Source organism: Rhizobium sp. BG4 (genome assembly GCF_016864575.1).
In the GTDB taxonomy this organism is placed as follows: Bacteria; Pseudomonadota; Alphaproteobacteria; order Rhizobiales; family Rhizobiaceae; genus Rhizobium.
Genome location: NZ_CP044125.1, coordinates 1,168,485 through 1,180,017, shown reverse-complemented (window position 1 = coordinate 1,180,017; position 11,533 = coordinate 1,168,485). Strand labels below are relative to the sequence as shown.

14 protein-coding genes are annotated in these 11,533 nt (G+C 58.8%); all 14 read left to right on the top strand.

What is annotated here, in order from left to right:
- Positions 1–176: 176 nt before the first annotated feature.
- On the top strand, positions 177–848 hold the full coding sequence (locus F2982_RS06215; protein WP_112713268.1) for a winged helix-turn-helix domain-containing protein: 672 nt from the start codon (positions 177–179) through the stop codon (positions 846–848).
- A 126-nt stretch (positions 849–974) separates the two neighbouring features.
- On the top strand, positions 975–2,300 hold the full coding sequence (locus tag F2982_RS06210; RefSeq protein WP_199626188.1) for a flagellar hook protein FlgE: 1,326 nt from the start codon (positions 975–977) through the stop codon (positions 2,298–2,300).
- A gap of 20 nt (positions 2,301–2,320) precedes the next feature.
- Positions 2,321–3,865: a flagellar hook-associated protein FlgK gene (gene flgK, locus F2982_RS06205; protein WP_203429577.1), complete on the top strand. Its 1,545-nt coding sequence runs from the start codon at positions 2,321–2,323 to the stop codon at positions 3,863–3,865.
- A gap of 2 nt (positions 3,866–3,867) precedes the next feature.
- On the top strand, positions 3,868–4,992 hold the full coding sequence (locus F2982_RS06200; RefSeq protein WP_199626190.1) for a flagellar hook-associated family protein: 1,125 nt from the start codon (positions 3,868–3,870) through the stop codon (positions 4,990–4,992).
- 29 nt (positions 4,993–5,021) lie between these two features.
- The gene (flaF, locus tag F2982_RS06195) at positions 5,022–5,369 is read left to right on the top strand and encodes a flagellar biosynthesis regulator FlaF (protein ID WP_112713260.1); all 348 of its coding nucleotides are present in this window, start codon (positions 5,022–5,024) and stop codon (positions 5,367–5,369) included.
- The gene (flbT, locus tag F2982_RS06190) at positions 5,366–5,815 is read left to right on the top strand and encodes a flagellar biosynthesis repressor FlbT (protein ID WP_112713258.1); all 450 of its coding nucleotides are present in this window, start codon (positions 5,366–5,368) and stop codon (positions 5,813–5,815) included. The genes flaF and flbT overlap by 4 nt, the downstream gene beginning before the upstream one ends.
- A complete protein-coding gene (flgD, locus tag F2982_RS06185; RefSeq protein WP_203429576.1) occupies positions 5,806–6,273 on the top strand; it encodes a flagellar hook assembly protein FlgD in 468 nt (155 codons plus the stop codon). Before flbT ends, flgD begins: the two co-directional genes overlap by 10 nt.
- 48 nt (positions 6,274–6,321) lie before the next feature.
- The gene (fliQ, locus tag F2982_RS06180) at positions 6,322–6,588 is read left to right on the top strand and encodes a flagellar biosynthesis protein FliQ (protein ID WP_112713254.1); all 267 of its coding nucleotides are present in this window, start codon (positions 6,322–6,324) and stop codon (positions 6,586–6,588) included.
- A gap of 92 nt (positions 6,589–6,680) precedes the next feature.
- Positions 6,681–8,768, top strand: coding sequence for a flagellar biosynthesis protein FlhA (gene flhA / locus F2982_RS06175; protein ID WP_112713252.1), 2,088 nt, complete (start codon positions 6,681–6,683; stop codon positions 8,766–8,768).
- Positions 8,765–9,517 (top strand): flagellar biosynthetic protein FliR, encoded by a 753-nt coding sequence (gene fliR, locus F2982_RS06170; RefSeq protein WP_112713250.1) that lies wholly within the window; start codon positions 8,765–8,767, stop codon positions 9,515–9,517. The genes flhA and fliR overlap by 4 nt, the downstream gene beginning before the upstream one ends.
- Positions 9,518–9,521: 4 nt before the next feature.
- On the top strand, positions 9,522–9,932 hold the full coding sequence (locus F2982_RS06165) for a hypothetical protein (RefSeq protein WP_112713248.1): 411 nt from the start codon (positions 9,522–9,524) through the stop codon (positions 9,930–9,932).
- A 35-nt stretch (positions 9,933–9,967) separates the two neighbouring features.
- Entirely contained in the window at positions 9,968–10,528 is a 561-nt protein-coding gene (locus tag F2982_RS06160) for a rod-binding protein (protein WP_112713246.1), read from the top strand.
- A gap of 12 nt (positions 10,529–10,540) precedes the next feature.
- A complete protein-coding gene (locus F2982_RS06155; RefSeq protein ID WP_112713244.1) occupies positions 10,541–10,906 on the top strand; it encodes a hypothetical protein in 366 nt (121 codons plus the stop codon).
- A complete protein-coding gene (locus F2982_RS06150; protein ID WP_130279049.1) occupies positions 10,906–11,448 on the top strand; it encodes a hypothetical protein in 543 nt (180 codons plus the stop codon). The genes F2982_RS06155 and F2982_RS06150 overlap by 1 nt, the downstream gene beginning before the upstream one ends.
- The last annotated feature ends 85 nt before the right edge of the window (positions 11,449–11,533 follow it).

Sequence of the window (11,533 nt, the reverse complement as noted above, 5' to 3'; positions counted from 1 at the left end):
TTTCCACGAAATTTTTGTGTGCATAAGTCCGGAGACCTACTATATGTAGAGCAAATCGGGACGCAAAGGTTAAGCAACTATTAATTCCTGCCATTAACTTCCAACACCTTGTTCCAGATTCGTACGATTCGTACCCATAGATCATCGAAGTGCCACACTGATTCGGAGGCGGACGAATGATCGTCGTGGTTGATGAGCGCGAGCTCGTTAAGGATGGATATACATCTCTATTTGGCCGGGAAGGCATTCCTTCGACAGGCTTTGATCCAAACGAATTTGGCGAATGGGTGCAGACGGCGGCGGACTCGGATATCGCTGCTGTTGAAGCATTCCTGATCGGCCAGGGCCAGCAGACCTTCGAGCTGCCGCGGGCAATCCGCGATCGCTCCCAGGCACCTGTTATCGCGGTCAGCGATCAGCCCTCGCTCGAAACGACGCTTGCACTTTTTGATTGCGGTGTCGACGACGTGGTCCGCAAGCCGGTCCACCCCCGTGAAATCCTCGCTCGCGCTGCGGCGATCCGCCGCCGCCTGAAAGCGATTGCAAGCCACACCGATATCGGCGCCATCCGCGTCTTCTCGGACGGCCGCGATCCCGAGATCCACGGCGAAGTTTTCGCGCTGCCGCGCCGCGAGCGCCGCATCCTCGAATATTTGATTGCCAACCGTGGACGCCGCGTCACGAAGACCCAGATCTTCAACGCCATCTACGGCATCTTCGACGAGGAAGTCGAAGAGAACGTCGTCGAAAGCCATATCTCCAAGCTGCGCAAGAAGCTGCGCAAGAAGCTCGGTTTCGACCCGGTCGATTCGAAGCGTTTCCTTGGCTACTGCATCGACTGGAACTGATTTCAGTGTTGGGCCCTGCTGCGCGGGCGCCCGTTCAACATTTCGAACGGTCCGCTCGCCACCAGACAGCTTCACGCAAGGCCCGCCAAATACTCTCCAAGCTATCAAGGAAAACGAGGTTTTCAGATGAGCATTTTTGGCAGCATGAAGACGGCAGTGTCCGGCATGAATGCCCAGGCAAACCGCCTGAGCACCGTCGCCGACAACATCGCGAACGCAAACACCACGGGCTACAAGTCGGTATCGACGGCATTTTCGTCGCTCGTCCTGCCGTCCTCGGCCGGCAACTACAACTCCGGTGGTGTTCAGACGTCCGTCCGCCAGTCCGTGACTTCCCAGGGTGATCTCTCCTACACGACCTCGGGCACCGACCTCGCCATTTCGGGCGATGGCTTCTTCATCGTCCAGAGCCCGGACGGAACCTCGGTTCTGACCCGCGCCGGCGATTTCACCAAGGACAAGAACGGCAACCTGGTCAACGCCGCCGGCTTCACGCTCATGGGCTATCCCTACACGGCAGGCCCGCCGGCAGTCGTCGTCAACGGTTTCGATGGCCTCGTTCCCGTCAACGTCAACCAGTCCGGCCTGACCGCGATCGAATCGACGAGCGCCACCTTCTCCGGCAACTTGAACTCCGACATGCCCGTTGTGCCGGCTGCCGACTTGCCGAGCGCAAACGTCGACCCGGGCGTCAGCGCGGCCGGTACGCCCAACACCTACAAGACGTCGATGGTTGTCTTCGACAAGCTTGGTGGCAAGGTTCAGTACGATTTCTACTTCACGAAGTCAGCCGCAGCCACTGCGACGACGTCCGGTGAATGGGACGTGGCGATCTACCGCAAGGACGCGGCGGCAACGTCAGGCACGAGCTCGTTCCCGTATACCCCGGCTACTCCGGTTGCCAGCGGCACGATGGTCTTCGACAAGAGCGGCAATCTGATTACCGACCCGGCCGATGCGGACGCCGGTTCGATTACCGGAAACGTCACCATTGCAGATACGACGAGCGATCTCAGCATCGATCTCGATCTTTCGAAGTACACGCAGAAAGCCTCTGCAAACAGCGGTACGGGTTCGCCGAACGGTCAGCCGGCCAGCGAAGTTACCGGCGTCACCATCGACAAGGATGGCACGGTTTACGCCAACTACAAGGAAGGCGATCCGAAGCCGGTCTTCCGCATTCCTCTGGCGACTGTTGCCAGCCCGGACGAGCTGACGCTTCTCAGCGGCAACGTCTATCAGGCAAACGGCCGATCGGGCGTTACGGTCACCGGCTACCCGCAGACCAATGGTTTCGGCTCCATCCAGGCCGGCGCCCTCGAAGGCTCGAACGTCGACCTCGCAGGTGAGCTGACCGAGATGATCGAATCTCAGCGCAGCTACACCGCCAATTCCAAGGTCTTCCAGACGGGTTCGGACATCATGGACGTCCTCGTCAACCTCAAGCGATAATCTAGGGTAACCGGTAAGCCATGTCGCTCACGTCAGCACTTAATACGGCTCAAAGCATCTTCAACAACACGGGCACGCAGAGCGCGATCGTGTCGGGGAATATCGCCAATGCCGGCAACAAGGACTATGTGCGCCGGCAGGCGATGATCAGCACGTCGCTGGATGGCGCATCGGTAGTCAAGATCGACCGTGCGCAGGAGGATGCTCTCCTGCGCCAGTACCTTGCAAGCAACTCGCAGGACAGTGCACAGCAGACGCTGTTGAACGGTCTGGAAGATGTAAAGAGCGTTCTCGGCGGCAACGATTATGAGACGTCCCCGTCCTCATACCTCGCCGCCTTCCAGCAAAAGCTCGGCGCATTCCAGACGTCCCCGAACAACGCCGTCGCCGCACAGGGCGCGATCAGCGCAGCGCAAGACCTTGCAAACTCGCTGAACAACGCTACGGCATCGGTTCAGAATACCCGAGCGGCCGCAGACAAGTCGATCGCGACCCAGGTTGACACGCTGAACTCGTTGCTCTCGCAGTTCGAGACGGCCAACAACGCTGTCAAGAACGCAGTCAACACCAACTCCGACCCGTCGGATGCATTGGATCAGCGCGACAAGCTGCTGAAGCAGATCTCCAGCATCGTCAGCGTCAATCCGGTGTCGCGCAGCGGCAACGACATGGCGCTTTACACCGCCGATGGCGTCGTACTCTTCGACACCGTTCCGCGCTCGGTTCAATTCACGCCGACGCCGACCTACCAGGCGAGCGACAAGGGCAACGGTGTCTATATTGACGGCGTGGCTCTCGCCATGGGGCAGGGCGGCACGACCTCCGGCCAGGGAAGCCTTCAGGCGCTTCTGCAGATTCGCGATGATGTCGCGCCGAAGTTCCAGAACCAGCTGGACGAAATCGCCAAGGGCCTCATCAACATGTTCGCGGAGACCAACTCCGATGGCAGTTCGACGAAGCCAGGCTTGTTCACATGGACGGATTCGACCGGCGCTGTCGGAGGAATGCCGCCGATCGATACGAGCACGAACCCGGCAACCAGCCCGATCATCTCAGGCTTGGCAGGTTCGATCAAGGTAAGCTCCGCGGTCATCACCTCGCAAGGTGGTGACCCCATGAAGCTTCGTGACGGTTCGATCAACGATCCGGTACCTGCCCCGACGACGCCGCCCTATTTCAATACGAATCCTACGGGCAATGGCGGTTACACGGCGCAGCTCGACAAATACTACAATGCCATGAGCGCGAAGGTCGATTTCGACCCGGGTACCGGCGTAGTCGGTTTCAACACCGGCTCCGGCATCGATTCCAACGTCAGCATCATGGACTTTGCCGCCAACTCTGTCGGTTGGCTCGAACAGTACCGCAGCAGCGCCAGCGATGCCTCTGAGAACACGTCGGCTGCTCTGTCGCGCTCGGACCAGGCCTATTCAAATGAGACTGGCGTCAACCTCGACGAGGAGCTGACGCTGATGCTCGATATCGAGCAGTCCTACAAGGCGGCGACGAAGATTTTGAACGCCGTCGATGAAATGCTGAAGTCATTGCTGGATATTGCGAGTTAACGATGAAAAGCTCATTCATTTCTAGTTCAGCCATTCAGAACGCCATGCGGTTGACGATCCGTCAGTCGCAGAACCAGATGGTTCAGTCGGCAGTCGAGGCCAGCACCAAGATGTACGCCGACGTCGGCGTAGCGCTCGGTGTGAACACGGCAAAGAGCATCGACTTCAATCGCGAAATCGATCGTATCAAGTCGATCAAGGACAGCAATTCCGTCGTCAACCTTCGCCTGGAAATGTCGCAGAACGGTCTCGGTGACCTGAACAGCTCTGCCGACGATCTGATGGCCAAGCTGACGGCGCTTAAGGGCAGCGAAAGCGCGACGACGATCAGCGTTACACTGCAGCAGGCATCCAGCGCGTTCTCGACGCTGATGGGGACTGCGAACTCGTCTGCCAACGGCGAATACCTCTTCTCCGGCGTCAACACCGATGTGCCGCCGCTGACAGATCAGAGCTCCGCAGCAATCAGCGCCATGCAGACCAATCTGCAGGCCTATGCCAGCGGCCTGACCAATCCCGTCACCGGCAATCCCAAGACGGTTGCCGATCTCGATGAAACCGACATGAAGAATTTCATGACGACGTTCGTCGAGCCGATGTTTACCGGTGACACGTTGCCGGCAGGCTATCCGGTCGGCGCACCGGTGCCGACGTCAGGCGCTTACGTCACGAACCCGCCGGCCTGGGGCGATTGGTCTTCTGCATCAAACCAGAACATGACCAGCCGCATCAGCAATTCGGAAGTCGTCACGTCTTCGACCAATGCCAATTCGGACGGCATGCGCTATTTCGCCATGGCGACGATCATGACGCAGGCCCTGGCTGGCCAGGGTCTCGGAACGGCCGGCATGGCAGGTCTGTCGGATGGTGCAATTGACTATGCAGGCCGGGCCGTTGACGGTCTGACGGGCCAGCAGAGCCAGCTCGGTCTCTCGCAGGAGCGTGTGACGAAGTCCAACGACGCACTGGATGCGCAGTCGACTATTCTGCAGGGCAAACTCATCGATCTCACGGGCGTGGATCCGGTCGAGGCGACCACGATCGTCAAGAACATGGAAACCCAGCTTCAGACCTCTTACACGATCATCTCGAAGATCCAGCAGTTGAGCCTCGTAAACTACCTTTGATGATCAAAGGTACCTAGAAGGATGCATGAATGTATCAGTTCTCTTATGCCGAGGTCATGCAAGACTCGGTGGCCGATGCAAAAGAAAGGGAACGACAAGTTCTCGATCGGTCTATCGAAATGCTTGCCGCGGCGCGCGACAAGGGAAAATACGGCCGGGAAGCCATCGAGGCGCTGTTTTACACCCGCCGCGTTTGGGTCAGCTTCGTGGAGGACTTGAAGCACCCGGACAATCAGCTTGAGATTGAGCTCCGCGCCAATCTGATTTCGATCGCAATCTGGATTTTGAAGGAATGCGACAGGATCAGACGGCGGCAATCGGACAACTACCAGGGCATTATCGACATTACCACCATCATCAGGGATGGACTTAAATGAAAAGTACACTTCGCATTTCGCTTAAAGCCGGGGAAAGAATCTTCATCAACGGCGCGGTTTTGCGCGTTGACCGCAAGGTCGCGCTGGAATTCCTGAATGATGTGACCTTCCTTCTCGAAAATCACGTCTTGCAGCCGGAAGATGCCACGACGCCTTTGCGCCAGCTTTACTTCATCGCGCAGATGATCCTCATCAACCCGGAAGGCAAGGAACAGTCGACGGCGATGTTCCGCAAGTCGATCACCATGCTGCTGACCTGCTTCCGCAACGAGGAAGTTCTGGCCGAACTGAAGCGCATCGACGGTCTGGTTTCGACCGGCCGCGCCTTTGATGCTCTCAAGGCGATCCGCTCGCTCTACGCCATTGAGGACAACATCCTCAACACGCAGGAAATGGCGCCGGCGATGGTCGAACAGATCCGCAAGGAGATCGCACCATGGCGGTAAGCGGCGTCGGAGCGACGGACACTTCGTCCTCGTCGAGCAGCACGTCTTCTGCGCAGCAGAAGGCGACGCTGAACTACGATAACTTCCTTCAGCTGCTGATCGCGCAGATGAAGAACCAGGATCCGACCGATCCCGTGGACGCTAGCGAGCAGATGTCTCAGCTCGCCAGCTTCTCGCAGGTCGAACAGACGATCCAGACGAATACCAAGCTCGACACGCTGCTTTCCAGCTCCAGCCTCACTCAGGCCGGCAGCTATATCGGCAAGTACATGGAAAGCGCGGACGGTAGCGTCAAAGGCGTCATCTCCTCGGTCAAGGTTTATTCCGACGGCATCATTGCAACGACGAAGGATGGCGGTAAAATTCTCGTCCAGACTGGCGTCACGATCTCTGATTCGGCGCCGGCAACGACCCCGACAGGCGATAGCGGCAGCTCTGGCAGCTCGTCCAACACCTAAGTCCGGCTCGCGCCGGACTTTTCTCCCAAGGCGATATGAGGTTGCCTGATGAATGAAGCTGATGCACTCGATCTGTTCCAGGCAGCCATCTGGACCGTGCTTGTCGCGGCGGGCCCCGCGGTTGCTGCGGCCATGGTCGTCGGTCTGATCATCGCGCTCATTCAGGCCCTCACGCAGATCCAGGAAGCGACGCTGACCTTCGTTCCGAAGATCGTCGCCGTCCTGATCACCGTCGGCATCTCGGCGCCCTTCGTCGGCTCGCAGATTTCGATCTTCACGGACATGGTTTTTTCGCGCATCCAGTCCGGCTTCTGAGCCATCTTCGCGCAAGCTTCGCCATTTAACTGTCGATCCGAATAGGGCGGGTCCCGGTATCCGCCCCCTCTCATGAAGAGACGGAACCAGTTATGGCGCAACCACCTGCACTACCGCTTCCCAAATCCGCACCGAGTTTGCGCGATATCGGCTTTGCCTTCGGCATCATCGTTATCATCTGCATTCTCTTCCTGCCGATTCCGCCATTTCTGATCGACCTCGGCCTGGCATTCTCGATCGCTTTCTCGGTGCTGATCCTCATGGTCGCGCTGTGGATCAAGAAGCCGCTGGAATTCTCGTCCTTCCCGACCATTCTGCTGATCGCGACCATGACGCGACTGGCGCTGAACATCGCCACGACGCGCGTCATCCTTTCGCACGGCAACGAAGGTCATGATGCGGCCGGTGGCGTTATCGCCGGCTTCGCAAGCCTCGTCATGTCCGGCGACTTCGTGATCGGTCTGATCGTCTTCTTGATCCTGATCACCATCAACTTCATCGTCATCACCAAGGGTGCGACGCGTATCGCGGAAGTCGGCGCGCGTTTCACCTTGGACGCCATTCCCGGTAAGCAGATGTCGATCGACGCCGACCTTTCTGCCGGCATCATCGACGAGAAGGAAGCACAGCGCCGCCGTAAGGAACTCGAAGAAGAAAGCTCCTTCTTCGGTGCCATGGACGGTGCGTCCAAGTTCGTGCGCGGTGATGCTGTCGCCGGCCTTCTGATCACCGGCATCAACGTCTTCGGCGGCATCATCATCGGCTATTTCCGCCACGGCATGCCGATCGGCGAAGCGGCCGACGTCTTCGTCAAGCTGTCGGTCGGCGACGGTCTTGTGTCGCAGATGCCGGCTCTTATCGTTTCGCTCGCTGCAGGCCTCCTGGTTTCGCGCGGCGGCAATGTCGGCTCCACCGACGAAGCGGTTATCGGTCAGCTCTCCGGCTATCCGCGCGCGCTCTCGGTCTCGGCCGCCCTCATGGCGATCCTCGGCCTGATGCCCGGTCTGCCGACCGTCCCCTTCATGCTGCTCGGCGGCCTGATGGCTTTCGGCGCCTGGTTCATCCCGCGCCAGATCGAGGCTGAGAACAAGATCCGCCGCGAACAGGAAGAAAAGAAGGTCGTCCAGAGCAAGGAGCTCGAGAAGGACTCGGTCAAGTCTGTCCTGCGCACCTCGGAAATCGAGCTCGCACTGGGCAAGATGGTCTCGACCCGCCTGCTCGGCGCGCATCAGGAACTCGCCTTCCGCGTCGGCAAGATGCGTAAGAAGTTCGCGACGCAATACGGTTTCGTCGTTCCCGAGATCAAGGTCACCGACGATATCGCGATCGCCGAAAAGTCCTACCAGATCCGCATCCATGGCACGACCGTCGCCTCGAACCAGCTGCGTGTCGGCGAAGTGCTGGTCGTCACCGGCTCGGGCCGCAAGCCGCGTATTCCGGGAGACGAAATCCGCGAACCCGCTTTCGGCATGCCTGCGGTTTCGGTTCTCGAAGCCTTTACCGAAGATCTGAAGCGCGAAGGCTTCCAGCCGATCGACAACGTCTCCGTCGTCCTGACGCATATGAGCGAAGTCATCCGCAACAACTTGCCGCAGCTCCTGTCCTATAAGGACGTCAAGGTGCTGATCGACCGGCTCGATCCGGAATACAAGAAGCTGGCGGACGAAATCTGCACCTCGCACATGTCCTATTCGGGCCTGCAGGCGGTGCTGAAGCTGCTGCTCGCCGAGCGCGTCTCGATCCGCAACCTGCATCTGATACTCGAAGCCGTCGCCGAACTCGCGCCGCATGTTCGCAAGACCGAGCAGATCGTCGAACACGTCCGCATCCGCATGGCGCAGCAGATCTGCGGCGACCTTGCCGATAACGGTGTGCTCCGCGTCCTGCGACTCGGCAGCAAGTGGGATCTCGCCTTCCACCAGGCTCTGAAGCGCGACAACAAGGGCGAAGTTGTCGAATTCGACATCGATCCGCGTGCTCTCGAAGAGTTCAGCGAGCAGGCGACGAAGGTTATCCGTGAATTCATGGATCGCGGCCTGCCTTTCTGCCTTGTCACGTCGCCGGAAACGCGCTCCTATGTGCGCATGATCATCGAACGCTTGTTCGCGACGCTTCCGGTTCTGTCCCACGTCGAGTTGGCGAAGGGCATCGAGATAAAGATTTTGGGCTCGGTTTCATGATAACAGACCCGCAGGGCACCATCCTTGCGCTCTTTCTGATCTTTTGCAGGGTTGGTGGTTGCGTCTTGGCGATGCCGGGGTTTTCCTCGGCACGCGTGCCTGAAATCCTGCGGGTTTTCGTTGCCGCCGGCCTCTCTCTCGCCCTGCTGCCGATGATGTGGGATACGGTCTATCCCTCCGTCAGCGGCACCAGCGCCACCTATATCGGCCTGATCTTCACCGAATCGCTGATCGGCGTCATGTACGGCCTGCTCGCCCGCGTCTACACGATGGGCTTCCAGTTCGCGGCGACGATCATCGCCATGATGGTCGGCTACACCTCGCCGGCCGGCAACGACGTCGTCGAAGATTCGCAGGAAACCAGCCTGTCCGGTTTCATCACCTTCGCCGGCATCATGGTTCTCTTCCTGATGGATTTCCATCACATCGTCTTCAAGGCGCTGGTCGATTCCTACACGACCATGCCCTTCGGCGGCCCCGGCGACATGCGCGCCAACCTGATCTCGCTCACCGATACGCTGGTCTCGACCACCTACATCATGCTCCGGCTCTCGAGCCCGTTCCTGATCTACAGTATGATGTTCAATGTCTCGATCGGCTTCATCAATAAGCTGGCGCCGCAGATCCCGGTCTACTTCATCTCGACGCCATATCTGCTGCTCGGCGGGCTTTTCCTGTTCTATTTCTCGGTCGCGGCGCTGATCAGCCAGTTTGCGCAATCCTTCCCCACCGTCTTCATAGGGCTCTAGAGCAATGGCGGAACAGACCCGGTCTCAGAAGCTGAAGCGCCTGGTCGCGGTGCAGCGTCATCTCGAGCAGATGGCCGAATACGACCTGGCCGAAACGGCGCGCCAGCGCGTTGAGGTCAACCAGTCGATGGACAATGTCATCGACGCGTTGGGCTCCGTCGATCCGATTCACCGCGCCTTCTCGCAGAGCTATGCCGACCGCTTCGAGCGACTCAGCACCAAGGACAAACAGCTGACGGGCATCCAGCAGCTGCACGAAATGCGCCTGCAGCGCGAGCGTGCAAAGGGCGACAGGCTGGAGGAGGGGATGAAAGAAGCCCTGGAATCCGAGCGCCGCGAGGCCGATGACAATGCGGTCTACGATATCATCGACCAGAAATTTGCAACGCCAGCCTCCAGCAAGCTTCAAAAATAATAATCGCCACAACCTTACATTAGAGGATTGTGACGTTGGCTATCTCGCCCCCCAGTGATCTTGTCCTGGACGTTGTCAAAGCTGCCGACCCGACAGAGGTCGCGGCCGCCCAGGAGAAACTGAAGGCAGCCCGTGCTGCGTTCCGGGCAACCAGCCTTGCCGAGAACGGCAATGGCTTCTCCTCGAAGATCGAAGGTCTCGAAAGCACGGCGAAAACCGGCCTCGACGACGTCAAGAACCGCGAAAAGACCGAGCAGATTCCGGAAACCTACCGGAAGTTCGAATCGATGGTTCTGCAGAACTTCATCAAGAACATGCTGCCGAGCGATAGCGAGCAGGTCTACGGCAAGGGCGCCACCGGCGACATCTGGAAGGGCATGATGGCCGAGCAGCTCGGTAACGTCATCTCCAAGGGTGACGGCATCGGCATCGCCAAGCAGCTCTATCACGATGCCCTTCGCAAGAAGGAAGGCGGCATCGTCAACGCCACTGCCGACCAGGATGACCGCAAGGTCGCCTTCAGCATGATCGACGAATTCCAGCGCAAGACATTTGGCACGCCGACGGCGGAGACCAAGTCCAGTAAAGAAGCATAGCCGAGGATAAAAATGGAAATAATCTCGAACGAATATCGTATCAAATCGGTCCTCGGCCGCCTGGAAATGATCATCGATAACGAGAATACGCGTATCGGTGCCGATCCGCAGTTCGACCTCAAGGTATCGAACGCGCACAAGAGCCGTTGCCTGTATGAGCTGTCGATGCTGTTCCGCGATACCGATCCGGCTGAACTTGCCGCTTCGCATCTCGACCAGCTGCATGGTCTGAAGAAGAAGCTGACGCTCAACGCGCGCCGCGTCGAGGCTCACCTCGAAGCCGTCCGTGCCGTGGCCGATCTCCTGAAGAGCGCCGTGCAGGATGCGGATGCCGACGGTACCTATTCCCAGGAACAATTCGTCGCGCGTGATAACTGATGCTTAAACTCGTCTTTACAGGCATCTGGGTCTGCGTGATCACGCTGGCTTCGGTCTATTTCTCGGTGAAGATGGCCACCGCGCCAGCGCCGCCGCCGGACGATTCCAAGCAGGCGCAGCTCGAGCTTGTCAAAGGCGAGACCGTCACCATTCCGATCATCGGCGATGGCGCGGTAACCGGCTATTTCATCGGCCAGCTGAACTTCATGATGAACAAGGATGTCGTGAAGGGCGCCACGCTGCCGCTGACGGAAATGACGACGGATCAGCTGTTCACGCTGCTCGTCGGCAACAAGATGGTCGATATCAGCAAGGTGAAATCCTTCGATCCGCAGGCATTCCGCGATGCGGTCAAGAAGGGCATGAACGAGCGGCTGGGCGGCGACTACATCGCCGACGTCATGCTGCAGCAGCTCGATTATCTCTCGAAGGAAGATCAGAAGGCCGCCACCTCCGGCCAGCAGCCGAAGATGGGCAAGCCGGTCAAGATCGTCGAAGCGGCACCTGCAGAGGATGCGGCAGCGGCGCCGGCCGCGCACTGATCGTATTCATGGTCCAGATCGAGATGGCGCCCACGGGCGCCATCCGCGTTTTTGGGGCGGCGATGGTTAACCGTTCCTTTCCCCG

Bases quoted from the DNA above. Each gene is read 5' to 3' on its own strand.
- F2982_RS06200 (WP_199626190.1), top strand. From the start codon at position 3,868: ATGAAAAGCTCATTCATTTCTAGTTCAGCCATTCAGAACGCCATGCGG.
- fliR (WP_112713250.1), top strand. From the start codon at position 8,765: ATGATAACAGACCCGCAGGGCACCATCCTTGCGCTCTTTCTGATCTTT.
- flgK (WP_203429577.1), top strand. From the start codon at position 2,321: ATGTCGCTCACGTCAGCACTTAATACGGCTCAAAGCATCTTCAACAAC.
- F2982_RS06150 (WP_130279049.1), top strand. From the start codon at position 10,906: ATGCTTAAACTCGTCTTTACAGGCATCTGGGTCTGCGTGATCACGCTG.
- F2982_RS06210 (WP_199626188.1), top strand. From the start codon at position 975: ATGAGCATTTTTGGCAGCATGAAGACGGCAGTGTCCGGCATGAATGCC.
- F2982_RS06165 (WP_112713248.1), top strand. From the start codon at position 9,522: ATGGCGGAACAGACCCGGTCTCAGAAGCTGAAGCGCCTGGTCGCGGTG.
- flhA (WP_112713252.1), top strand. From the start codon at position 6,681: ATGGCGCAACCACCTGCACTACCGCTTCCCAAATCCGCACCGAGTTTG.
- fliQ (WP_112713254.1), top strand. From the start codon at position 6,322: ATGAATGAAGCTGATGCACTCGATCTGTTCCAGGCAGCCATCTGGACC.
- F2982_RS06215 (WP_112713268.1), top strand. From the start codon at position 177: ATGATCGTCGTGGTTGATGAGCGCGAGCTCGTTAAGGATGGATATACA.
- flbT (WP_112713258.1), top strand. From the start codon at position 5,366: ATGAAAAGTACACTTCGCATTTCGCTTAAAGCCGGGGAAAGAATCTTC.
- F2982_RS06155 (WP_112713244.1), top strand. From the start codon at position 10,541: ATGGAAATAATCTCGAACGAATATCGTATCAAATCGGTCCTCGGCCGC.
- flaF (WP_112713260.1), top strand. From the start codon at position 5,022: ATGTATCAGTTCTCTTATGCCGAGGTCATGCAAGACTCGGTGGCCGAT.
- flgD (WP_203429576.1), top strand. From the start codon at position 5,806: ATGGCGGTAAGCGGCGTCGGAGCGACGGACACTTCGTCCTCGTCGAGC.